This window comes from Vibrio sp. nBUS_14 (assembly GCF_051201655.1).
Lineage (GTDB): Bacteria > Pseudomonadota > Gammaproteobacteria > Enterobacterales > Vibrionaceae > Vibrio.
The window spans coordinates 1,329,293-1,353,728 of record NZ_CP179207.1; the positions used below are offsets into that span (position 1 = coordinate 1,329,293).

Here is a 24,436-nt window from a genome sequence, read left to right on the forward strand (position 1 = left end):
TTTTCGTCTTATTTACAATGCAACTAACCGATGAAGGAAGATAGCATCCAAATCGCAAGCACAATGAATACAGCGCCCATCACCTTCTGTTGATAAGTTCGAAACTTTGCGTTTTCAACAAGAGACTTACCAACCGTACCCACTAAAGCAACCAACAAGAAGTTGAATGTTAAACCTAGAACATTTAGTAATAAACCGAGCATCAACATCTGCTCACCCGATGTAGCTTCAATATTGGTAGACACAAACTGAGGTAAGAACATAACGAAGAAAATCAGAGCCTTCGGATTAAGCAAGTTGCTAATCAATGCTCTTTGGTAATAGGTTTTCGCGGCAGAATTATCGCTGAGTTCTGGCGCATTGCCCTGCTCAGTTCGCAGGCAATCCCAACCCATCTTCAATAGATAAGCGCCACCCAATAAATTCAGGGCTTTTAAGGCAATAGGACTCATGGCGATCAGCGCCGATACACCCATGGCTGCCAATACCGTCAGAATAATCCCAGAGGTTGCATTTCCTAGACTTGCAAACACACCGACTTTTCGGCCATAACTCATACTAGAGCTGGCAATCAATAGCATATCTGGGCCAGGTAAAAGAAGAAGTGCGACAACGGCAGTAAGGTAGACAGGTAATATAGCTAAATCGATCATGAGTTTCAGTATTGATAAAAACGGAAGCGGATTTTATATCAATTACCAACCCCCTTCTAGATGTAATCAGTTGTCATGAGCGAATTATTTCGAATTAAATACCACTATTTATCAATGAAGCCAATTTATTAACTGCAAAAATCAGACTAACTAGCTCGCGACCCATTCGATTTCAATCAATGTAGCTTCACCGCACTTTAGACGACCAAGGAATATGTCACCTCGATGAACTTCACCAACACCCTTTGGAGTGCCCGTCATCACCACATCACCGTCTAGCAGAGTGGTATAAGACGAGAGTTCTTCCAAGACAGCCGAAGGCGAGTACAGCATTTGCTCAACATGTCCTTTCTGAACACGAACACAGTTAATAAACAACTCTAGATTCAAGTCTGCAAGGTCTAAGTTATCAGTTGGAACAAAGCGACTAAAAACGGCTGATCCATCAAACGCCTTAGCGCGCTCCCAAGGTAAGCCTTTCGATTTTAAATGGCTTTGTAGCTCTCGTTTAGTGAGATCTAACCCTAGCCCTACTGCAGAATATTGACCGTTTTCAACAATGAAGCAGATTTCAGCTTCGTAATGCAGTGCTTCTTGGTGGAATGAAGATAGAGAGGAGGTAACGCTGGTACTCGGTTTGTTGAAAACAACCATAGCGTCAGGGATAGCATTGTTGAGTTCTTCAATATGGTCCACGTAATTGCGCCCAACACATAATACTTTTGTTGGTACTGCAGTTCGCTTGGAATTCATCAACTGTTCTTGATCTACAACGCTGCTCATAGTTTATCCCTGAACTATTTTTAGGAGTTCAGAGTTTAACGCATCATAAAGATAGAATCTTTGACAAGATGGTGGCGAAGTTCAAATTTCTGATCTTGAGCTCAATTTGTTGATTTGGCTAATTTTAGACGGTTATCGATGCAAATGAGCCTTTAACACTTGAGGTGAAAAATCACTAATTTCGAACAACTCGATAAATTGAGAGCTCTAATCACAGGATTGTATTGATTGTATTTTACGTAGCACAAAACGAAAAATACCCTCTCCAATCAAAAGATCGGAGAGGGCTTAGCATGGTGTCTAGGACTGTATCCTAAAAGGTAAGTTTAAGGAGTAAACACTATGCTAAATCAGTCTGCGACTTATAGGTAGTAACGAGCACCCATTAGCCATTGGTCGTCAGCTTTTCTTTGTAAACGCCAGAACCTTGTAGATCGAATTGGTAACCAGCAAAGCCTACGAACTGAGAAGTAAAGTTGTATTCAGCTTGTAGAGCAGTTGTGCTGAATACTGTTTCGCTCTTCTTGTCGTCTTCTATCACTTCGTAGTTAACGCTTAGGTTAAGGCTGTTTGAAAGTGCGTAAGATGCTAGCAATTCAATAGCAACTGAGTCTTCAAGAATCTGGTTATTACCAGAGTTCATGTAGTTGTTCATTGCGTATACACCAGCAAGGTAAAAACCTTCAGCGCCGTCAAGTATGTTTAGAGCCCATTCACCTTTAGCGTCAGCAGTGAAACCGTTATCAAGTTCATGAGTTGCACTGAAGTTGATACGTGGAGAAACAGACTCAACACCAATATCATCACTACCTAGACGGTCATCGCTGTTTAGATCACCAACTGCAACTGAGAATGTTGTGCCGTCTTCGTTGTAAAGCTCAACTGCAACTGCCTGTGTACCAAATACTGCACCAGAAATTTCTAGCGCTAAAAGTTTCTTATTCATTATGTAACTGGGTGAGTTATTCACCAACAACCTCGTACTTACGGAGAAGTTGTTACCTGAATTTAACAAGTAGGAAAACACTAATCTATGAATATCGAAAAAGTTGCATTAAAAATAAACTCATCAGACTATCAAATAACCCACAGTGGCAAATAAACATCCTGTAACATTTAGAACCCGCTGGAAATATTTAAAGGCGTAAAATAATCCCCGTACTTCGAATTCAAAGTAGATCTTTAAGTACCCATACAAACACTGGATACAAAAAAGGGTAATCAGCCCAAGACTCATTACCCTTATAAATTACTTAACGTATTGTTTTATGGAACGGATTTATTTAAAGCACACCTCAGCCCAACGTGCCAAACCTGCCGTTACCGAACCGAAATAGTTTCCACTTACGATTGAAACATTCGGCACAGCTTGCTCTACAGCTTTACGCAGTATTGGAGAACGAGCAGAGCCTCCAGTCATATAGATAACGTCTGGCTTTTTCTGGCCTTGTAGGATTGCTTCTTTCACCAACTCAATCATTTTAGATTTCGGAGTTTCGATCGCATCCACCATCTGCTCAACTGAGATGTCGACCTCTACTAGCTCAGAAGCAACATTAATCGCAGCTCGATATTGAGCGCACTCTGCCAACGCAATTTTAGCTTCTTCCGCTCTGCGCACAATACTGTAGCCTAACGTGTCGTGATAAACCTTCATCAAGCGATCCAACTTTTGTGGCTCTGCCGCTTCTTTACGAAGTAGCTTCAAAGCTGCAAGGTTTTCTCGAGAATAAAAATTCTTCTGAGCTTCAACGTTATTGATTGCGATCGGATTCCAGAACTGGGTCAACGGCATATCGATACCAGAAATCCCTTTACTGCCGATGCCAAAAGGCGACATCAATTGTCTGAAAGCAAGATAGATGTCGAGGTCATTACCCCCGACTCGCTGGCCACTGTGTGCCAATAGGCTCTGAGTTCGATCCGCTTTACCCGACCAGGTCGGTCCCATTTCAAGTAATGAGCAATCCGTCGTACCACCACCAATATCGACAACTAAGACAGTTTGATTTTGAGTCAGTGTGCTTTCATAATCAAGTCCCGCAGCAACGGGTTCAAACTGAAACGCGATATCTTGAAAGCCAGCACGCTTCGCTGCGCGAGACAAAATATGTTCAGCTTGTCTGTTTGCTTCTTCCCCACCACGTCCATGGAAGTTGATAGGTCGACCGATAACAGCTTGTTTGATTTGCTCTTGGGTCGTAAGCTCGGCTTGATTTTTAATATTCGCCATCATGGCGCACACTAAATCTTCGAAGAAGCTCACCTGAACATCATGTAAGCCTTTAGCACCAAGGAAAGACTTCGGGGACTTAACATAATAAACGTCACGTGGGTCTTCTAAATAGAGGTTCAACGCTGCTTGACCAAATGCCATGTCTTCCGGCGCAAGATCAATACTCTCTTCACGGTTCAATGCAATCGCGCGTCGCAACACCTGCTCACCGATTGTATCACTGGGCTTGATGTTTAAGTGACGGAATAAATGCTCAGAAACACTTTCTCGAGTCGGTGCAAACACGGTTGAGGGAATATAATGACTCTTACCTTCTAACGGCAACAAGCTTGGCTCTCCATCAACCATAGCTGCAACGGAACAGTTAGCTGTTCCATAATCAAATCCAATAAACACAATATCCCCCACTCAACAAAAGGGGCGAGATGCTACATGAAAAGGCTAAAAATTACGAGGTCCTTTCTCAATTTAACTGAGTAATTTCTTAGTTTAACGGCTCTTCAAGAAGAAACAAATGTGCTACATTTCAGCACAAATGAATGACGGGTCAGATAGATGAAAACACCTTGCTTAGCGGCTTGTAAAAATAATGGTGGCATATGCAGCGGCTGCCACAGAACGATGGATGAGATTATCGGTTGGAAAGGCTTGTCTGAAATTGAAAGAGGTTCGGTGATGGATAGCCTCAGCGGTGCGACTTCAACTCATCAGTGCCCACAGTGTAATGCCCCTGCTCAGTGTGATATCAGCGCAGGAAAAGAAACCTGTTGGTGCTTTGAGCTAGAAAAACGCGATACTAGCAGTATCCCTAAAGGTGGTGTTTGTATGTGTCGCAAGTGCTTAACTGCATTGCCTATTCAATAGAGAGTAGACCTGTCTCAACATCGAGAACATAAAAGAAGCGAGATACTATTTTCTCGCTTCAGAATACGAATGTTAGCCTAGTACGTGTTTACTTTGTTTTCGCAATCAATGCCGGCTGGGAAAACTGCACACCACTCCAACCATGAACCATAAAGTTACGAATGTTTTGATGGTCGGTACTCTCAGGAAAACCTAATACATCATTGCGATAAAACTGCCCAAAACAAGCCAGTGTTTGCTCGGGAGAAAGATCTTGAGCTAAACCAAATGCAAAAATCTTACACGAGCCATTGTTCTGTCCCACAACATTTACTACATCACCATTACGAAACTCACTCTCAGAAAAGTCATAGTTCGCCTCAATCACCTGCATTGTATCTTCAAATTGAATGCTTTCTGGGGCTTGAGTCAGCGCATTGAGTAAAGTTTCCAGTTCCATTTAATATTTCTCCATCAGTACATGATTAACGACAACAGTGTATCGTGTTTTGAGGTAAGAGTAAGCGAGTTTTCGTTTTGGAAAGCCATTCACTTTTTGACTCAACTCTTACAATTACTTAAATGAAACTAATGACATACATTTATCAGGCCGTTATATTATTTGAACAGATGATTAACGTTGTTCATTGAAAAATATGCATAAAGATTAAAACTTAGAACTGTTCAGATACCTAAAACCCGGTACAAGAACAGCAGGTGTGTTGGAATTTGGCCTAGATGACTCAATTCAGATAAGCACGCTTTACATCGGACACAGACAAGATCAGTACTTGATTCCGGAGCTTTCACAAAAGCAACGGAAGCATTAACGCTAAGAAAGCTTAATAATGTCTATATCATTGTTCATGCTATTACCGATACCGAGCTTGGTCACATTGTCGCATTTAAGACTAATGTACTGGCTCATATCACCTCGCCTGCACACCTTACCTTCCCTCTTCCACCCTCAAGCTTTGCAACCAAACCCATTCGCTAGCACGAAAGATAGAAGGTACGACTGGAATGTGAAGTCACCTTTGATACCTTGTCATTGGATGCATTTTAGTGGATTTTTCTGCATCAGGCTGCGGCATCTATCTTACCCAGCAATCGGATATCGATATCGGCTGGAAGATTAAGGCCAGCTTGATCTTGAGTGAGTACTTAGATGGCGAACTTGTCTACAAGGTAGTGAGTAAAAAACGACAAGGCCAAGGTTGGTTTTTGGGAATACAGTTCCCTGAACATATAGAGATGAACGATGAATTGAGAACGTTACTGTTAGAGCAAGCTTTTACTGCAGGTTCTTTATAAAGACAAGAACACGCTATTCGACCTTGTCTTTATCACAATCTCACTTTCATCGTAATGAGAAACTCGGCTTTGCTTAGTTGGTTGATTAGTTAGCTTTATTGATTAGCTCGGTTGATCCATGTCACCTGAGTAAACGTTTTTGAAATGCACAAAAGCTTGGTGCAACGATTCCTCTTTGATCGGCTTAACAATTACATAGTTGGCTCCAGCCGCCATAAAGCTTTCTCGTGTCGATTGTTGTGCGTCAGCTGTACAGGCATAAATCGGTGTTGAGATTCCAATTTCACTTCTTAATTGCTGAGTTGTTTCTACGCCACCTAAGTTCGGCAGTTGGTTATCCATTAAGATGAGATCAAACACCTCTGCTTTCCCCAACTCTATCGCTTCTAAACCATCTTTAGCCCAAGTCACGGCCATCCCATACTTCTTACAGAAAGCTTGTGCAATAAACGCGTTCGTGTGGTTGTCTTCCACCAGCAATACTTTAAAGGAGTGGCTAAATAGCGCATGAGGATCAATGTGAGGTTGCTGCGGAGAACCTAATGATGGCTGTGAAGATAGCTCTACAGGGATCTCGATGACAAACTCAGATCCTTCACCTTTAGCGCTTCGCACTTGAATATCACCTTCTAGCATATCGACAAGGTTCTTAACGATGGTAAGTCCTAAACCGGTGCCGCCATACTCACGGGTTGTGGTCTCATCTTCCTGAACAAAAGGTTCAAAAACAGCATCAATTTTACTGCCATCAATACCAATACCGGTATCTTTAACCCGAACAATCAAGCTCGCTTGGTCTGAATTAAAAATGCTTTCAAGTTCGAAACTCACCGAAATACGTCCTTGATGAGTAAACTTAAGAGCATTGCTCAACAAGTTAAACATGATCTGATTAAGGCGCACTTGGTCGGTGCTTATTTCAATATCATTCGCCAAATGGTTATCGATACAAAAAACGACCGACTTATCTTCACACAACGGACGATAGATGCTGTCTAGCGTGTTAACGAGCTCAGCTAAGCGGAAGTTTTTCTTTTGAATATTAAACTGTCCCTGCTCTATTTTAGAAAAATCCAAAATATCGTTAAGCACCGCAAGTAGGTGTTCCGCACTATTACAAAGTACATCGACCTGGTCTCGATTGTCTTCACTCTGTACTGAGCGTTTCATTAGCTGAGAGACGCCGAGAATACCGTTTAACGGAGTTCGAATCTCGTGGCTCATCTTGGCTAAGAAATCGGCACGCACATTCGCAAGGTATTCAGCCTCTTCACGAGCACGATCGGCTTGTCGCTCTGCTTCTATTAGCTTGGTGATATCTTGCCCTTGAACCACTACACCCGTAATGCCGTGCTCTACTCGAATTGCCGACATATTCCAGCGAAACACCTTATCTCCGATTGGGACGTTAATACCCGTCAGCTTTGATCCTTGGACCACCATCTGAATATTAGGCAGCATCCGTTGCTCAAACTCCTGAGCAATCACACCATAGCTATTATCTTCATCAAACAGGGCCATTCGAGCAGCCGGATTCATCTGAATCAAATCGCCTTTGTCAGACCAAACCAATATCGGTGAATGAGCAAAGTTAAACAGGTCTTGGAATTTTTGGTTTTGTTCAGACAGCCGTTCAAAAGTATCTTCTAACGTGCAACCAATATGGTGGAATTCGAAGATGTTTGAGCCATCAAATTTGTTGTAGTCTTCGCTGCCACTTGCTGAGCGAGTAAAGTCCATTAACTTATCGAGTTCAGCCGCGACCTTTCTCTGAATCCAAGCTTTAGCGAAGAAGGATACGAGTATGATCACTACAACGACGACAATGATTGCACGCTCGTAGTTTTCTTCTAACGCAATAAAGTTAGTGTTCTTTTGCACGGCGCGGATAATGAGTGGCGTATCGACCGCATTGATCTTAATCGTCGCGATGCTCACAAAGTGACTAGGGAGTTGATCATGCTGTTTGTAATTGAGGATATCCGTGAGCGTATAACTTTCATCCCCACTGAATGTAGAGGTAACAGGCGTACCGTGCGCCTCGATAACAATGTTTTCGCAATTGCTTCCCTGTTGAATCGATTCTGCGAGGGAGAAGTTATTATCCAACACAATCGCGATATACAATTGTCCCAGAACCTCACCCGTTTCGTTATCAACGACTGGCGTGCGTCGAGCCAACAGGTGGCGATCTCCTATCTCCGTCGTCAACTTTAAAAAATGCCAATTACTGCTGAATGCGACCTCATCAGAAATATTTTCCAGATTGGTGTGATCCAAACCGTAAAACCGACCGTTACCATCGTCCCAAACGACACCATCGTGAGTCGCGACAAAGCGTAAATCTGGGGCATGATTCGGTTCACGCTGGTCAACACCAAAGAAAAAATAACTCAGCGCTTCTTCATCATTACTATCAAAGTATTGTCTCAACACCGCACTGTGCGAACTACTGTCTTGATTAATCTGTAATACCGACAAACGGTAATCAAACATGTTCTGTATCAAGCTAGAAGTCTGCTGAACCGTCCGGTTCGTTTCTTGCTTTACAATACTACTGCTGGTCTCATAATTATGAATAAGCACGCCAAGCGCCATAACCCCTATCACTAAAATAACAATACGGGTAATTAATTTGGCTAGAGTGTTTCTCGGTGTACTGGCGTAGCTTTTCTTCATTATTGACCTGAGTATCTAAATGCCCGCTGTTTGAGTTCAGAAATACGTTCGGGAGAATCTTCTTTGGTGACCAATTCAAAATCACCTGAATATACGGTAGGCACTTCTAAACCAGCCAGATCCCATTTAATGGCTTCTGCCATCGCAATGCCAGTGTCATCATTCATCCGCATCACAGTCACGTCTAGATCACCTCTTTCGATAGCTTCAAGTTCGGCAGAACCGCCTCCCCAACCATTAAGAAGAATATCTCGGCCTGATTCACGAATCGCATCTGCAGCACCTAATGCCACATCAGTTGCACATGCATAAATAAAGTCTAGGTCTTTATCTTTCTCTATGCTGATTTTCGCCGCTTGATAGCCGCTTTCTTTGTCTGACTTAGTGTAAAAGGAGGACTTGAGTGCGAAATTTGTATCGGTGTTCACTTCATGAATAAAAGTATCACCGCGAGCATCACTGATATAGCCTTCTGAGCGGTACAAAACCGAATATTGGCTGTCTGATTTACTGTTATTCTTAAAGTACTCCGCCAGCTTTAAGCCACCTGTTGCATGGTCGAACCCCACGTACATGAATGGCTGTCTGTCAGCCCACGCTCGAACTGGTGTAGTGATATTTTGCAGAATCAACTTGGTATCCGTTGACGTCAAAACATGTTCAATAAATTTACGATGACGAGTGGTATCGAGAGTAAAAATCAAGTAGTCGGTTTTGTTTTCGATAGCTTCTTGTAATGAAATACTTTGCTGGGTGATATCCGCATTAACTCGTGTAAAGACCTGATTGATCTGATAATTAATTCTCAGCCTATCGAGCCTTTTTTCGAAAGCTTCGATATTGCGAACCCAATAATCTGAGATCTGTTGTCCCGGATACACCACAGAGATTGTGATGGGTTCAACTTGGATTTTTCTTAACGGAACGGGGTAGTCTTGCACTGCCTCAACCATTTTATCGGTCAGTGCTTTTTGCTCTGGAAATTTAGAAAGGTAATCTTGGTATTCCCAGTAACCATTGAGGACATGGGTACCATGGGAGAGAGCGGACGCAGAAAATACGGCAAGTCCCAACAACATCAGTAAACGTTTCATATTTTTCTCGTTTTTATATGAGCTACTTTGGCTCATTTTTTAACCTAGCATGACACCATATCTTTGTATGGCTGAGAGATATTATGTAGGACAACGATGATAAATGATAGCGCCTAACTATAATTAGAACAGCATTCTAAATGTGCAATATGTCAATTTGGAAGAAAGATTGTAATCAGTGAGTTCTACGATGCGTTTAGGTCAATCCGAAACTAAAAAATTACACCTTACATTCAATAACTTAATCGGATTCATAAGGAAAATACAATATTGAGATTTAATCAATAACGAACATTTTAGCTATGAATTATGAGACTTCGATATATTGAATTTGATCTTCTTGCCACTCAATGATTAGTTTGAGTGATACCAGTTTTTCTTTGAGAGGCTTAGGTAATTGTTTGATCGCGTATTCGGTTTTCAATGCCTCACTTTTTGACCTAACATCAAAACTCCAAACTAGCTCAAGTGGGCCTTTGCCTTTAAGGGCTTTTGCACCTTTACCGGTTTGATGTTGTTCAAATCGGCGTTCTAAATTATTCGTTACACCGCAATAAAGTGCGTTATGACGATTGCGGATCAAGTACACCACCCAACCCGCATTTTTATCTAAGCTAGACATCTAAAGTAGTGATTCAACCATTTCTTTAAGCTCAGCAACTTCCGCTTTCAGGTTCGCGACTTCGTTTTCCAACTCTTCAAGTCTTCCGCTATTCGCGGTTGGTTGAGAAGCTCCTACAGACGCCGTTGCAAATGACTCAACATCCACTTCACCACTCAGTAAATGTTGGTAACGAGATTCACGTTTACCCGCTTCACGTGGCAGTTTAACCACTAAAGCACCCGCTTCTCTTACGGCTAATTTATCTAGCGTTGCTTCCACTTCCTTAACATCGCTGAAATTTGCAAGACGACCAGTTCTGGTGCGCAGTTCGCCAGGCGTTTGTGCGCCGCGAAGAAGCATACAACAGATGATCGCGCGCTCTTGCTCAGAAAATTGCAGATCACCAAATTCAGTATTGCAGAAGCGGTGCTGATACTTATTCACACGACTATTAAAGCTGCTTTCGTCACTCACTAAACGACGCGCTATTAATCCATCAACGGCATCTAATACTTCAGATTCAGAAAGAGAGAGTACAGGCTCACGGTTACTTTTTTGATTACATGCCGTCGTTAAGCTGTTTAATGTTAATGGATAATGATCAGGCGTGGTGACTTCTTTCTCGATCAAACAACCGATAATTCTCGCTTCAATTAGGGAAAGTACTGTGTTCATCATTATTCCTTTTTATTATTTTGATTAATCCGTCTCAACACTGAAGAATGCAGCCAATGATGACTAGTGCTCAGACAAAATAGGTACTCTTTTCTTTCGGCCTTGTTCATCAATCATTATGATTTTAGAACGATTTAGCTCTATTTCCACGACTTCAAGGTAAGTACGCTCTTTCACATACGCCTCTCGAAGCTTGCTTTGTTCTGCTAAAGATTCGGTAACACTCTCTACCAGATCATCGGTTTCTAATTGTTGTTGATTCATTTCACATTTCGTATCAATGAAGTATCTATACTGAATACTAACTTGAACTCTTAGATAAAAACAATCGCACTTAAGCGAGAATGCCGAATAATTATACAACCTTACTTTTGCTTTGATCTAAAGACTGTTACAACACCAACTGATGTGCTTTAATCAGAACCAGACAACGTATTTGACGATTAGGAAAAGGAATCTATGAGCAGCGTATTTGAAATTGTTAACCAAGCACGACGCAAGAACAAACTTAAGCGTGAACTTTTAGACAACGAAAAGAAAGTTCGTGACAACCGTAAGCGTGTCGACCTTCTTGATAACCTACTTGACTACGTCAAGCCAGAAATGACTCATGACGAAATCTTAGGCATTATCAAAAATATGAAAGCTGACTACGAAGACCGTGTTGATGACCACATCATCAAGAGCGCAGAGATATCTAAAGCTCGCCGTGACATCAGCCGTCGCATTCGTGAACTGACAGAAGAAGACAAGCAAATCCAAGGTAAGAAATAATCTAACCTCTCTAATTTACTTGTAACAATGTTAGGGCGTGTTGATCTTTGCTGTACATTCCGTGTTCAACAATACATCGGTAGCCACATTAACATGAATGCCAGTGATAACATGCTGGCATAATTCCTTTCTAGCTTGTCATATCTACTTGAAATAGCTCGATAATGCTTAATTCTCCCAAAGGCATTTTCGACCAAGTGACGATACTTGTATAGACACCAATCCATACTGTCTTTGTCTATATCTTGTCCGTAATTGCGTTTAGCAATTACTGTTTCTCCGCCACGTTCCTTAACAAAAGTACGGAAAGGTTCGCTGTCATATCCTTTATCACAAACGATGGTATTAACTTCATCGAGTTGCTCAACTAAGCTTTCGGCATGCACTATATCGTGGCGTTGTCCCTCTGATAAATCAAAGCAAATCGGCAGGCCACCACTATCTACAGCTAAGTGAATTTTGGTTGAGTTGCCCCCGCGACTTTTTCCTATTTGCTCTGAACTTTCAGTAGCTGCACCTGTACTATGCTGATGCGCTCTAACTATAGAGCCATCAAGAAATACCCATTCAAAGTCAGCCATGCTAGATAAGCTTTTGAAAAGATTATCTAAAATCCCTTTCTTTGACCAAAGATTAAATCGTCTGTAAACGGTACTCCACTCTCCGAACTCAGAGGGTAGATCTCGCCAAGGAATACCTGTTCTCATTCGATAAAGTATTCCTTCAAATGTCATTCGATGTTCAGTTTTATCGTAAATACGACCTGTACTTTTCATAACTTGGAGTAGCAGTTCCCAGCGAATATCAGTTAGCATTGTTCTTGGCATGGTATTGGTTATGGTTTTACTTTTGGCGAAGCAAATTATAACTCTTTACCATGCTGTTCAAAAAACACTCACGAAAGATCAACACGCCCTAGTAACCCACTCTTAGTAGTGGGTTTTTTTTCATTCGACTTAGAATTCCAATAGTTATAATTAGATTAACACTAGATATAAATATACATTGACAAAATTAGATTGCAAGTAATACTTATAATTAGATTTGATTGATTGAGATAAAGTCAGGTATGGAGCACTTCTATCACCTCATAGAGACAGCGGAATACATTAACATCGGTGACGTTGAGGTAACTAAAGAGATTGCCATCTCCTTTGGCGCTGAAAATTCGGTGTCATACGAAGACACTCAGGAATTGTTTACCGTTGATAAGCCAATGTCATTCAAAGGTGTTCTCATGCTGTTTACCAGCGAAGGTAAGCCAGTGTTTGAGCCCAATGCTTACATCTTAAGTCGTCGTATCGTAGAGGGGGCGAAGGACGTTAAGCCAACGTGCTTTCATCTGTTGAGGTATTACCGATACTTGGATGCCAACAATCTAAAATGGGACGACCACGAAGAGCGATTACAGCGCTACCCAATTTTCCTTTATCGAGCTTATTTAGAAGGTGAGATAGAAAAAGGTAACTTGAGTCGAAGCACTGCCGTTTCAGCTCTGTCAATTGCGAGGCGCTTCTATCTGTTTTGTTACCGCCATGGGTACATTTCTCAATTGCCGTTTGAAGTGACGGGCACTACCAAGTACGGGCAGACCTTGACGGACTGCTCAATCCGAAGCGCAACCAGAGAAACCAATCTACAGCCATTGAATGACCTTGACCTACAGCATGTGAGGGACAATTGGCGTTGCAATGGGCTGTCTAAAGAATTTCGTTTAATGATTAGTGTGGCGCTTTCTGTAGGGCTTCGCGCTATAGAGGTCACAGACATTAAGCCTAAACACTTTGCTATTCCCAAGGGCTTCAAAGGGAAGACACTAACGGGCATCTGGATTGGGCCTGACCACGACTGCAAAACCAAATATGATATCAACCGACAAGTCTCTATGCCTGTTTGGTTGATGAAGTCACTTAATGAGTACCATGAAAGTGAGCGATATAAAAAGCGGCAACAGTTGTACTTCATGAATACGGGTGATATGAACCCTCCCGCTTTTATCAATAAGGATGGAGAACCGTTCACCACTAAGAGTCTCAACTCATTGTGGGCTAAGTTACGCGCTGCGATACAAGAGAACAGTAATCCTCACTTTAAGCATAAAGAGCATGATTGCAGGGCAACGTTTGGCGCTTATAAGCTTGAGTCGTTGGCTCAAATTAAAGAGTTGTCGATGATGCAAGCGCTGAAAATGCTAAAGGACGAAATGGGTCATAAAGATTTAGAAACCACCATGCTGTACCTCAAGCATTACGAGGGCAATCCTGAAAAGAACCAAATCCCCGAGATAACCATGAACTTGCTAGAGGATGAAACGCTATCGTGACTGATGTAATGGATACCGAACCCAAAGAAAACGCTCGTGCTTATCGCTCTACACCGACCACGGAGATGGTCACCGACAACACACTGACGGCAATTACCAAGTGGAAATATACTTGGAAGAACAGTAATGGTTACAACTCAACGTGTGACTTTGCGGAGCTAAAGGCGTATGCCACGGATGAGCATATTCGCTTGCTGATTTCCAAGTTCCAGCAGTCAGGGTGGCGCGAAGCATCAAAGGTGGAGCAATTCCGTAATGTCCGACAAATTATTCGTCATGCATTCAATGCCCAAAGCGGAAAACGAAAAACCAAAGTTCAGTTTTCTACTGAAACATGTATTCAGTACATCCATGCGACTTACCTTTCAATGGCAAGTACAGGTAAGGGGTTGTATGGTAAGTCTATCAAACCGAAATATCTTGGCTGGCTAGGTTCAAACCTAAATTCAATCTGCAAAAAGTTTGGCTTCGGAACAATCCCTAAAGCAGCCAGAAACCTTGATACGAATTCAGCGTCTTTAGATTCTGACAACTACAACTCAAAGCAGTTGCGCTCTATTGCCTTCGCCTTGCTCGCTGACCGCAGAGCGCTGTTAGAGCGCTATCAGGATGAGTCACTATCTGAGTATCAAAGAAAGTTAGCGTTTGATAGGTTGGTTTACAATGCGGTGTTGCTGACCATCTACTATCTCGGAACAGGGCAAACAGAAACCTTAAGTATGTTTTTAGAAGATGAATGGGTGTGCCAGAAGTCAGGAGCAGGTCGCATCAGCATTGAGGGATTTAAGACTCGCGGAAACACGGTTGAACTTCGCTCATTCACGCCTAGAGCCTCCTGTAAGCGTTTTTTTGAAGAACACCTTGCGTTATCTAAGGCGCATTCTACTTTTCTGGGTTTGGATAAGCATTATCTATTCCGAAAGATGAATGGTGATGTTCCAACCGTAAATAACCTCAATATCTATGCTCAAGATTATCTGGTTAAACACTCCAAGCGCATCCAAGCTTTAATAGAAAAGAACCCTGATTTTCGCTTGAACTGTGAACTATTGAAATCATCCATTAAGCAGTACGCAGAGCATAAGCTAGGGCGAAGCAAGGCGGCACAAAACACCCGCAATGCATCTGATACTTATGACAACGCCAAGTATGGCAAAGTCACTAAAGGCGAAGCCAGAAACCAATTAGCACTTGGCCTAACGGCTTTGCACAACTTGGGTGAAAATCCCGATGGGGGAACGGTTGTCGCGGTGGCACAAGCCAAAGAAGCGATTGGTGAGGTGATTTCGCATGAGAAATGGGAAGCCTTAAAGGAAGCCGATACTGAGCACCGCGTGGCTGAGAATCAGAACGGTGGTTTTTGTAAGGGTGCCGACACTCCTCAAAAAAAGGAATTCCAGAAAACCGTAGACAGAAGTGGTGTCCTTTCGGATGAAGAAAAATCCCAGCTAGGTTGCGGCTTCGTCGTGAAATGCTTTGGCTGCTCGAATTTTGGCATCGTGGATGACCCACATGACATATGGCGACTGCTGTCCTTTGAGAAGCGACTGAATGAAGCCATGTTGGTGCACCAAAACGTAGAGCACTTCATCACGAACTTTGGTGAAGTGAAGGCGAACCTAAATAAGCTCAAAGCACGGTTTAAAAAGGCTCACCTCAAAGCTGCGATGAAGCAATTAGAGCGAGAGTGCCACCCTCTGTGGGATGAAAACTCCGTTATGGACATATTCAGGGGGTAAACCATGTACAGTATCAGTCATGATTTCAATAAGTTTGAAAAGTATGCTCTACCGCTAGCATCGAACCCGTTTCCCATGCCTAGTGACGACGCAGTAGTGAGCGTGGATAAAGAAGGCAACCCAGTTTCCTATTTCGGTGATGATGTTTGGGATTTTAATGCATTTTTTAATCTCACGAACGACACGAAATCGAACTACCAAATTAGTTTTCACCCAAAAAAGCACAACCCCAATCTGCTTATTGAACTCAAGCAGCGACTCTATTTTTTGATTTGGGGAGCAAAAGGTAACCTGCTTCACATGGATGGGGGCATTTTTCGTAAATTTAGTCAGTGTCGGGAGATAGCGGTTAAGTCAAACTATGCCCTGAGAGTATTTAAAGACACTTCCATTGACTCCTTCTCTCTACTCAGTAATGAGTTGGTTTTTTGTCAATTGCTTCATGAACAGAAAAAGCACAGTGAAAAGACGGTAAAACTTCGATTAGAAGCACTAAGCGTCCTTAGGCAACTCAACAAACACTTCCCAGAGCAGCGTCACTTTTCACTCGGTATTCAAGAAGGAAAAAGCCTCAAACAAATCGCCAAGCAGTATTCAAGCGCTGGTAAAGGGCATTACCCGACGGTTATTCCTGTTATTTATGAGCAACTGATGGGGCGCTTGATAGAAGATGTCACCGCTGCACATGAAAAACTGGAAAACCTTACCGATGTAAAAGCTTATGCTCAAAAGTATGGGATTACCGAGCGCCAAGCCTGTGATGAATTCAGGGCGATAGAAGGTGCTTGTTTTATGACGCTTTCTGCCTTTACGGGCATGCGAATCAGTGAGTTAACACAAATAGACTCGACCTCTTACAAAGAAGTTGACCTTGACGGTATCAAGCTATGCACACTGCGTTCTTGGACTCGTAAGTTAGAGACATTACCTAGAGAGGATGCATGGGCGTGCGCCCCTATCTGTGAAAAGGCGCTAGAGGTTTTAACAGTACTAAATAATGACTATCGATCCAATAAAGGTGACATTCACTGTTCACCACGATTTAGATTCGATGGTAAGCATGGGGTTAGTGATATCATCAAACGTCAGCTAAACGATGTGGTGCTAAATACAACAAACCTTGGACATAGCATTACTGGCTACTCAAAGCACCTTGATATTACCTATGACCCCGATGAAATGGATGAGGTGTATGGCTTGCTAAACCCTGTCGTACCTGCTCAATATAACCCTATTAAAGAGCGGGAGGATGGCACGTTTTATTGGCACTTTTCGACTCACTCACTGAGACGTACCTTTGCCCATTTTCTGGTCGGAAATGGTTTAGTGTCGCTGGCGGCTTTGAAGCATCAGTTCAAACACATTAGCCTATCAATGACCGCTATTTATGCCAGTCATGCTGAGGTCTTAACGTTGCTTGGAATCGAGAATCCCGCCAACATCAAGAAGGCGGTTGAAGACGCAGAAATGGAAAGCCATAAAACCTATCTGCGGGACATGATAGACCACCCTGAAGAACAGTCAGGTGGGTTTATGAAAGCGTTTGAGGGTGACCCTAACGTAATGACCGAAGAGCGATTTGAAGAGCTTGCCAAGAAAACAAAAGGGGCAAATAAATCGACAGGTTATGGCAGATGCTTTGCTGGTTTTAAGTGCAAAATGGAGCACTTGTTTGAGCCATCAAGTTGTGTTGGTCGTGACTGTGAAAATTTAAACATTAATCAGGAAGAGGCGCAGCGTTGGCAAGAGCGTCACAGACGAATTGCAGGAAGATTACAGCAAATGAAAGACATGGGGTTCTACAACCAGAACACGCTCGCTCGTGAGTTAACAGACATCCGTGCTGCCGAGAAAGTGATGCGTGATCATAACATCGAGTTTGAACGATTTGAATTAGGAGCGTTGTAATGGCAAACGTAAAAACCAAGCTGATTAATGCCTTCGAAGCACTGAAAAAGGAAGGCAAGAAGGTGAGCCCCTATGCAGTCGAAAAAAGGGCAGGCGTGGCAAACGGGTCATGCAAGAATCACCCTACTATCTTGGAAATGGTTCAGGCAGAAAAGGCTCGCTACCACCCTAACCCCGTCGTGGCTAAGAAAGGGGAATCCAAAAAGAAGAAGCAGGTTGATAAGGAAAGATATGATGATTTGGAAGAGTCAAATAAACGCCTAAGAGCCGAGAATGACCAGTTTAGAGATGAAATGAAAGTAATGGCAACGTCCGTGGCTCAGTTAACGTGGGAGTTGCACCGCTACAAGACATCAACAAGAAAGCAGTCTACTAATGTGAAGAACATCAAGGCTTAAGTTTAAAAAGAGGGGCTGAACAGGTCAGAAGGGCTGAACAGAAGGGCTGAACAGAAGGGCTGAAGAGGTCGCTAACTCGTCTTTGCCCGTGCGACCTGAAGTCGTATGAAGCGTTGTTCACCACGACAAGAGTGAACCATCTGTATCACCAGATGACCCTAGGTTCCTGAATAAAGCAGCGGAACCGACAATGTAACGAAACTCAGTCGTTAGCTGAGTGGGAACGGAATCGTGAGAAGATGTTCCTCCTGAGAACCACAGCTCGGGTGAGTGCTAGGGAGTCAATATGATGAATGTAATGTGAATCCATGTAAGGTGCGTTATACGATGAAGCAGCGGAAGTGGTTAATACGCTGTAGCCAAAACGGCAACGAGAGTCGGAAAGGAGTTGGGCATTGGCCTTTCGTGATCAAAGTACTCTCCGCACTAGAGTGGGCATCTAAGTTGACATTTTACGTAACATACGGAACAGGGTAAGCCTGTATCGTTCCCTATGGGAAAGCCCTTGTGGCCGATAGCGATGCGGGTAAAGGAGGTCGGAGAAAGCGAAGGCTGCATTGTAACGATGCAGATACAGACCCGTGTCTGGTCACGAAAGTGAGCCCACTTCCGACTGGTCTTTCGTTGCGAGAAAGTTTGAAGAACTTTATTTAAGGAGAAACGCAAATGATGATTTCTAAAGAGATTAGTGCCTCTCCTGACAGTGCTCAATGGCAGTCTATCGACTGGAAACCTATTGAATCGCATGTATTAAAGCTTCAGATGCGTATCGCAAAGGCAACTAGAGAAGGTAAACACGGTAAAGCGAAAGCCTTGCAGTGGATACTAACTCATTCTCGCTCAGCCAAGCTTCTTGCGGTAAGGCGAGTATCTCAAAATAAAGGTAGTAAAACGCCTGGAATAGATGGTGTCATCTGGAACACAGATGCACGCCGCATAAAAGCAGTTAATCAATTGAGTCGAAAGGCGTACAAAGCCCAACCGCTCAAGCGTATCTACATCCCTAAAAAGAACGGCAAGCTCAGACCATTAGGCATTCCATGCATGATAGACAGAGCGCAACAAGCCCTCCATCTTCTTGCATTAGAGCCTATATCGGAAACGTTTGCTGACCCTAACAGTTATGGATTTAGGCCAAATCGCAGTACTGCCGATGCAGTTGGGCAGTGTTTCAAATGTTTGGCATTAAAGAAATCAGCTAAATGGGTACTTGAAGGGGATATTAAAGCTTGTTTCGACAAGATCGGCCATCAATGGCTTCTTGATAACATCGCTATTGATAAGAGAATGTTGGAACAATGGCTAAAATCTGGCTTTATGGACAAAGGTCTGTTTTATCGCACCGATGAGGGAACACCACAAGGTGGGATAATATCACCAACCTTGATGCTAATGACTCTTGCTGGACTTGAGCAGCATATTAAGTCTACGGCCCTCAAAAAGGGTAGTAGAGCCAATTTCATTGGATACGCCGACGATTTCGTCGTCACCTGCACTTCAAAGGAAGTGTTGGAGAACGATATTAAACCGTTGATCGCTGACTTTTTAGCGGAAAGAGGATTAACATTATCCGAAGAGAAAACGCACATTACACACATCGATAACGGCTTTAACTTTCTAGGATTCAACCATAGGAAGTACAAAGGGAAATTGCTCATTAAACCGAGTAAATCTAACACATTGCTGTTCTTGAGTAATCTGCGCGAACTCATCAAAAAGCATGCAACAACCTCTGTAAACGATCTTATCAAACTGATAAATCCGAAATTAAGGGGTTGGGCTAATTATTATCGCCATTGCGTGGCTAAACAGGTATTCGGATATGTTGGTCATAAGCTATTTCTAGCATTATGGCACTGGGCAGTGAGGCGTCATCCGACAAAATCCAAAACTTGGGTGGCCCTTAAATACTTCGTCAATCGAAAAGGCCAATGGCATTTTCATGGTTGGCAGAAGGTCATGGATATGGATTGCCAGTTCAATCTCTTCCAAATAGCCAAAGTACCGATCGAGAGGCATGTAAAAATCCGAAGTGCAGCGACACCATATGACCCTCAACACCAAGAATACTTGGCTAAGAGAAAGTCAAAAAGGCAAGCTCGCAACTCTTGGAAGGAGCCTATTCTCACTGCTTTATAAGTTGCTGGGTATCAAACGATGCCTTCGTGAGGGCTTGAGCCTAGTGCAGTGAAAGTTGCACGCTGGGTTCTTAGGGGGACGGCACTTGGTAACAAGTGTCGTCTACCCGACCAAACCTTGTTAGAACAAATAATCTACTCATTTTGGGGGCGAGCGTTTTCCCTATTAAATCTAATCCGATAAATTAGGATAAGACCATGCTCAATTTGGGAGCGTATAGGTTGGAAATCGTATTGATTCGAAGCCGCCGGAGTTATACTACGGAAACTTTCGGCAACTTCTGATGTTCGCATCCTAGTCGCTAGGCAATACGGGCTTGAAATTGAACGGGAATATAATTAGCGTTACCATTGGTAGCATATAATTGCGGAAAAAATCCGTCGATAAAGCGTTATGTGTCTATGTGAGCTAGGAGTACAAATGAATATCAACTTTGATGAATTGGAGCTTGCGGTAGAGTTTGCCTCCGGCGATCCTAGTTTTGGCGCAGAGGCATATTTTGATACTGTTTCAGGAAAAATTTATTACGTGGGTGATGGTGTAGAGGAAGACCTGCCAGAAGACCTCTATTCAAACGAACAGTACTGTTGTCTGCCTAGTAAACAAGAACTTGGTTTAGGCCGATCTACAGCACTAGACTTTATTTCTACTAGATACCCTGAAGAATATGAGATCGTATCTCAGCACTTTAGTCGCAAAGGAGCATTCTCAAGGTTTCGAACGCACATTGAGCAAATCGGTGCGCTGGATCAATGGTATGAGTTCCAAAGTCTAGCAGTGCGTCAGGCTCTTAAAGATTGGTGTGACGATAACAATATCAAGTATTAGGGCTAGTACATAACAAATAAGGATTAAGCGTTGCGTAGCTAACGTTAAACCCCAAGTGTTGGACAAGCCCGAGCCTCTATATAAGTAAATTGTGCCCCATTTAGTGTTGGCGAAAGTAAAACCACTCACTCCCACATCGAGAGCTTTCCATAGATTTCCTTATGCTAAACGTGAGGTGTGTAGAAAATCCCCCCCTTTTTCGTATTTTCTCGTTCGTCATTTTGGTGGAGAAAGATGATATCCTATTAAAAACAGATGATTAAAATAGATTTTGGTGTTGCTTAGATGCGAAATAACAGCCCTAAAGGGGGAAGAAGTTGACTTCACCTCCTTTAAACACAGTTTACGCAATGAAAGATCCGTACGAAAACGATCGTACAATAATTGACTGTACGATCGTTTTCGTACATAATATTACGGACAAATATGGGATTTAATAAAGTAAAGAAAAGGGTCATTGAGTGTATTGAAAATGGTGATTACGATCATGAGGTTAGACACAATATTGATGTGAAGAATCTCTTTCAATGCGGTCAACTGACTGATGAGTTTGTTGTGGGGTTGATTAAAGCTACAAGAGGTAATGAGTATGATGTTAGTCCTCATCACCAAGCCCATACAGTGGATGTACATGTATTCAAACCATTTAAAGATGGTAAGCAATGGTATGTGAAATTCTATTTCGTTGAACCAGATGTAATGTTTATAAGCGTTCATGAAAGTGGGGTCTGAGATGAAAATTGTAAAAGAGGGTGATAAACGACAAGTAGTTTGCCCTAAATGTGGTTTGTCACATGCGACTTACGCTCTGCGTGATATAGATTTTAGCGATAACTCGGGTACAGTGAAAAATGTGCTTGCTGGCGTATGCGATAGTTGTAATGAAGTGGTTAGTATTCCTAAACAGTCAACCGCTAAAGTGAAGGCCGAATACAATAAGGTGAAAATTCCTGTTGATGTAAGAGTTCCCGCACATTACTTAGATATCCTTACCGTGGCATCTCAAATAATTGAACCAAGCTTGACAGAAAATTTTAACAAGCCACTTGTTTTGTATTATTTACACGCATTGAGTAGCGGACGTTATTCTGCTGAAAGTTTAGGCAGCTTACTTAGCGCGGATATTGCGAAAGCAAAGGCATCAAAAAGACTATCTTTAAAACTTAACCAGAACAGTTTAGATGAAATTGATAGTCTTATGAAAACACAAGGCTTGAAGAATAATACTGAAGTATTTAAATCTCTAATTCTAAAAATTAATGAGGATATTGTACAACCTAAAATTCCTCGCCACCTCAGTGAGTTAAAAAATTTGGCGGCTGCATTTTCGTAGAATGACATAACAGGCATGAACTTTTCTTTCTACTATACGGTTATACCTCTGATTTGGCTGCGTTAGCAGCCAATACCTCGAACATCAAAGCCGTCGACCTCGTTTTCCCCAATCTAAATTTATCCGAAGTAGATGCTTTAGAGCATAAGGTCTAACTGATTCCTGTCCAATTCTGAGTTACGATGTATGGATTCGCTTTGTATCGATTATTGGCACGCAGCACACCTACGGTTTAATGCTAAGCTTAAAAACTTAGATTTTTTCTAACTCCCCTCTCATCTAACTTTTCGTTGTTATCCATCTTAATTCCAGTGCGAAAATGAGCAAAAACTTAGATAATTTAGATAAAAGTTAGATTATCGGCTTAGAGGCGTTACCAGAACTGAGTTTTCTAAGTTTCCAATCTAACTTTTAGTTACATGTGCTTTTTTATGCGTAACTGTTTGTTTTAGTATTGTTTAAGTTTTGATGTTTCTAAGCAACTGGTCGTAAATGATTCAAAAACTAGGCTCAAACAAGCCAAAAACCAATCACTAGACGACTGGTCTAATTTAAATTATAGTATTACCTATGAGCGAAAAAACGAATGACACACGCCTACATGTTTTAGATGTTGGCTACCAATTAATAGTGAAAAACGGCTTTACAGGCGTTGGTTTATCGAAATTGCTTAAAGAAGCGGACGTGCCGAAAGGGTCGTTTTACCACTACTTTAAATCGAAAGAGCAATTTGGCGAGGCTCTCATCCAGCATTATTTTGAGAATTACATCAACCGTGTTGAAACCCTTTTAGTTCATGGTGAAGGCAACCATTACCAAAGAATCATCGGTTATTTCTTTCGATGGGCACAGTTTGAAAACGGCACGTGTAACGCTCATAAATGCTTAGTTGTTAAGCTCAGCGCTGAAGTCTCTGATCTTTCTGATCCTATGCGCCAAGCCTTACTTAAAGGGGCTGGAAAAGTAACCTCGACAATACAACACTGTATTGCTGGTGGTATTGAAGATGGTTCCATCAAGGTTAAAGACAGCCAACAAGCCGCTCAGAATCTATATTCAATGTGGTTGGGTGCGAGTTTGTTGAGCAAGCTAAGCCAAAGTTCACGTAGCTTAGAATCAGCGCTATCTCTTACCGAACAAGTTTTAAAGGGTAAAAGCCACTAACACGCACTGCGCCTTATTCGCTTTTACTTGCTTTAACTTAAAAGAAGTCACCCGCCCTCTTATCAATTTAATGACGGCGGGATTTTTAGACAACAAGACTAGACGACTGGTCTCATTTTAAATGAACATAAAGTAAAATTAAGGATATCCAATGACTCACGGTTGTCTCAAGGCAAGATGCATTACCGTGAGCACTTGATTGAAGGCCTAGACCAAGCACCACAAGCTTTCATAGGTCTATTAGAAGGTCAGAACTTCGGCAAGCTTGTTATCAAAACTAACGAAGCAAAATAGCTCAATTAGCTGAAACATAAAATAGGCAGAATCATGATTACTTTGCATCACCTAAACAAATCGCGTTCAAAACGTATTATCTGGCTACTGGAAGAGCTTGGTGTTGATTACCAAATCAAACCGTATCAACGAGACAGTGTAACGTTTTTGGCACCACCAGAATTGAAGTCCGTTCACCCTCTTGGCAAATCTCCGGTAATTGAGGACGATGGCGTTGTGATCAGCGAGTCTGGTGCTATCACCGAGTACCTAATTGATAAATACGGTCAAGGTAAGTTCGCACCAGTGCGCGGCACAGCTGATTATGTAGAATATTCACAGTGGCTTCACTTCGCTGAAAGCTCTGGTATTTTGCCAATGCTGCTTAAAATCTTTGTGATGAAAGACGGTTGCGAGACTAATTTCCTTGGCGGCTACGCTGACGATGAAAACCAAAAGGTCCTAACCTTTGTCAACGAAGCGCTTGAAGGTAAAACTTACCTCGTTGGCGATACTCTAACGGGTGCCGATTTCATGATGTCGTTCATCGTGGAAATCGTGGGTAACTTCGGTGCTACTGCGCTCTACCCTAACATTGCTAAATACGGTAGTCTTTTAATGAGTCACCCTGCTTACCAAAAAGCAGAGCAACTAGAGCTAGAATACTCGAACTGAT

Annotated in this window: 22 protein-coding genes and 3 pseudogenes; 14 read left to right on the top strand and 11 right to left on the bottom strand. The window is 42.4% G+C overall.

The genetic code is table 11. The features are described from left to right. Positions 1 to 23 precede the first annotated feature (23 nt). From ACMAZD_RS23685 to yegD, 4 genes and pseudogenes are all read right to left on the bottom strand, one after another. On the bottom strand, positions 24 to 653 hold the full coding sequence (locus ACMAZD_RS23685) for a LysE family translocator (protein WP_017105314.1): 630 nt from the start codon (positions 651 to 653) through the stop codon (positions 24 to 26). 150 nt (positions 654 to 803) lie between these two features. After that, on the bottom strand, positions 804 to 1,436 hold the full coding sequence (locus ACMAZD_RS23690) for a fumarylacetoacetate hydrolase family protein (protein ID WP_435249731.1): 633 nt from the start codon (positions 1,434 to 1,436) through the stop codon (positions 804 to 806). Between the two features lie 362 nt (positions 1,437 to 1,798). Then, a pseudogene (locus ACMAZD_RS23695) lies at positions 1,799 to 2,382 on the bottom strand (hypothetical protein). A gap of 333 nt (positions 2,383 to 2,715) precedes the next feature. Continuing rightward, positions 2,716 to 4,068, bottom strand: coding sequence for a molecular chaperone (gene yegD, locus ACMAZD_RS23700; RefSeq protein WP_435249732.1), 1,353 nt, complete (start codon positions 4,066 to 4,068; stop codon positions 2,716 to 2,718). Positions 4,069 to 4,227: 159 nt separating this feature from the next. On the opposite strand from yegD, the gene ACMAZD_RS23705 reads away from it, so the two are divergent. Further along, positions 4,228 to 4,536, top strand: coding sequence for a DUF1289 domain-containing protein (locus ACMAZD_RS23705; protein WP_435249733.1), 309 nt, complete (start codon positions 4,228 to 4,230; stop codon positions 4,534 to 4,536). Between the two features lie 88 nt (positions 4,537 to 4,624). Here the strand turns inward: ACMAZD_RS23705 and ACMAZD_RS23710 are convergent, their stop codons facing one another. Then, a complete protein-coding gene (locus ACMAZD_RS23710; protein WP_017105319.1) occupies positions 4,625 to 4,975 on the bottom strand; it encodes a HopJ type III effector protein in 351 nt (116 codons plus the stop codon). Positions 4,976 to 5,195: 220 nt separating this feature from the next. On the opposite strand from ACMAZD_RS23710, the pseudogene ACMAZD_RS23715 reads away from it, so the two are divergent. Further along, positions 5,196 to 5,829 (top strand): annotated as a pseudogene (locus tag ACMAZD_RS23715) (PilZ domain-containing protein). A 102-nt stretch (positions 5,830 to 5,931) separates the two neighbouring features. Here ACMAZD_RS23715 and luxQ read toward each other — a convergent pair. The 5 genes from luxQ to ACMAZD_RS23740 all read right to left on the bottom strand — a co-directional run bounded on the left by luxQ (position 5,932) and on the right by ACMAZD_RS23740 (position 11,145). Further along, on the bottom strand, positions 5,932 to 8,508 hold the full coding sequence (luxQ, locus tag ACMAZD_RS23720; RefSeq protein ID WP_435249734.1) for a quorum-sensing autoinducer 2 sensor kinase/phosphatase LuxQ: 2,577 nt from the start codon (positions 8,506 to 8,508) through the stop codon (positions 5,932 to 5,934). Continuing rightward, the gene (locus ACMAZD_RS23725; RefSeq protein WP_435249735.1) at positions 8,508 to 9,602 is read right to left on the bottom strand and encodes a substrate-binding domain-containing protein; all 1,095 of its coding nucleotides are present in this window, start codon (positions 9,600 to 9,602) and stop codon (positions 8,508 to 8,510) included. The genes luxQ and ACMAZD_RS23725 overlap by 1 nt, the downstream gene beginning before the upstream one ends. A 307-nt stretch (positions 9,603 to 9,909) precedes the next feature. Next, on the bottom strand, positions 9,910 to 10,224 hold the full coding sequence (locus ACMAZD_RS23730; RefSeq protein ID WP_435249736.1) for a GIY-YIG nuclease family protein: 315 nt from the start codon (positions 10,222 to 10,224) through the stop codon (positions 9,910 to 9,912). Next, positions 10,225 to 10,881 (bottom strand): YceH family protein, encoded by a 657-nt coding sequence (locus ACMAZD_RS23735; protein ID WP_435249737.1) that lies wholly within the window; start codon positions 10,879 to 10,881, stop codon positions 10,225 to 10,227. It lies immediately after the preceding gene. A gap of 63 nt (positions 10,882 to 10,944) precedes the next feature. Continuing rightward, positions 10,945 to 11,145 carry a hypothetical protein gene (locus ACMAZD_RS23740; RefSeq protein WP_017105325.1) on the bottom strand — a complete coding sequence of 67 codons (201 nt, stop codon included), beginning with the start codon at positions 11,143 to 11,145 and terminating at the stop codon, positions 10,945 to 10,947. 195 nt (positions 11,146 to 11,340) lie between these two features. Here ACMAZD_RS23740 and ACMAZD_RS23745 point away from each other — a divergent pair, with 195 nt between their 5' ends. After that, the gene (locus ACMAZD_RS23745) at positions 11,341 to 11,655 is read left to right on the top strand and encodes a DUF496 family protein (RefSeq protein WP_017105326.1); all 315 of its coding nucleotides are present in this window, start codon (positions 11,341 to 11,343) and stop codon (positions 11,653 to 11,655) included. Between the two features lie 65 nt (positions 11,656 to 11,720). Here ACMAZD_RS23745 and ACMAZD_RS23750 read toward each other — a convergent pair whose 3' ends face one another. Further along, complete coding sequence (locus ACMAZD_RS23750; protein ID WP_102276546.1) at positions 11,721 to 12,482, bottom strand: IS5 family transposase; 762 nt, start codon at positions 12,480 to 12,482, stop codon at positions 11,721 to 11,723. Positions 12,483 to 12,703: 221 nt separating this feature from the next. Here ACMAZD_RS23750 and ACMAZD_RS23755 point away from each other — a divergent pair, with 221 nt between their 5' ends. From ACMAZD_RS23755 to ACMAZD_RS23805, 11 genes and pseudogenes are all read left to right on the top strand, one after another. Continuing rightward, complete coding sequence (locus ACMAZD_RS23755; protein WP_435249738.1) at positions 12,704 to 13,978, top strand: tyrosine-type recombinase/integrase; 1,275 nt, start codon at positions 12,704 to 12,706, stop codon at positions 13,976 to 13,978. After that, entirely contained in the window at positions 13,975 to 15,717 is a 1,743-nt protein-coding gene (locus tag ACMAZD_RS23760; protein ID WP_435249410.1) for a hypothetical protein, read from the top strand. The genes ACMAZD_RS23755 and ACMAZD_RS23760 overlap by 4 nt, the downstream gene beginning before the upstream one ends. Before the next feature lie 3 nt (positions 15,718 to 15,720). Beyond that, the gene (locus ACMAZD_RS23765; protein WP_435249409.1) at positions 15,721 to 17,625 is read left to right on the top strand and encodes a site-specific integrase; all 1,905 of its coding nucleotides are present in this window, start codon (positions 15,721 to 15,723) and stop codon (positions 17,623 to 17,625) included. Further along, on the top strand, positions 17,625 to 18,023 hold the full coding sequence (locus ACMAZD_RS23770) for a hypothetical protein (protein ID WP_435249408.1): 399 nt from the start codon (positions 17,625 to 17,627) through the stop codon (positions 18,021 to 18,023). Before ACMAZD_RS23765 ends, ACMAZD_RS23770 begins: the two co-directional genes overlap by 1 nt. 666 nt (positions 18,024 to 18,689) lie before the next feature. After that, on the top strand, positions 18,690 to 20,162 hold the full coding sequence (gene ltrA / locus ACMAZD_RS23775; RefSeq protein WP_435247824.1) for a group II intron reverse transcriptase/maturase: 1,473 nt from the start codon (positions 18,690 to 18,692) through the stop codon (positions 20,160 to 20,162). Positions 20,163 to 20,582: 420 nt separating this feature from the next. Next, positions 20,583 to 20,990 (top strand): UPF0158 family protein, encoded by a 408-nt coding sequence (locus ACMAZD_RS23780; protein ID WP_435249739.1) that lies wholly within the window; start codon positions 20,583 to 20,585, stop codon positions 20,988 to 20,990. A 426-nt stretch (positions 20,991 to 21,416) separates the two neighbouring features. Next, positions 21,417 to 21,722: a hypothetical protein gene (locus tag ACMAZD_RS23785; protein ID WP_435249065.1), complete on the top strand. Its 306-nt coding sequence runs from the start codon at positions 21,417 to 21,419 to the stop codon at positions 21,720 to 21,722. A gap of 1 nt (position 21,723) precedes the next feature. Continuing rightward, entirely contained in the window at positions 21,724 to 22,323 is a 600-nt protein-coding gene (locus ACMAZD_RS23790; protein ID WP_435249064.1) for a hypothetical protein, read from the top strand. A 570-nt stretch (positions 22,324 to 22,893) separates the two neighbouring features. Continuing rightward, the gene (locus ACMAZD_RS23795; protein WP_435249740.1) at positions 22,894 to 23,487 is read left to right on the top strand and encodes a TetR/AcrR family transcriptional regulator; all 594 of its coding nucleotides are present in this window, start codon (positions 22,894 to 22,896) and stop codon (positions 23,485 to 23,487) included. A gap of 162 nt (positions 23,488 to 23,649) precedes the next feature. After that, positions 23,650 to 23,781: pseudogene (locus ACMAZD_RS23800) on the top strand (NADP-dependent oxidoreductase); the annotation flags it as partial. A gap of 33 nt (positions 23,782 to 23,814) precedes the next feature. Beyond that, positions 23,815 to 24,435: a glutathione S-transferase family protein gene (locus ACMAZD_RS23805; RefSeq protein WP_435249741.1), complete on the top strand. Its 621-nt coding sequence runs from the start codon at positions 23,815 to 23,817 to the stop codon at positions 24,433 to 24,435. Position 24,436 lies beyond the last annotated feature (1 nt).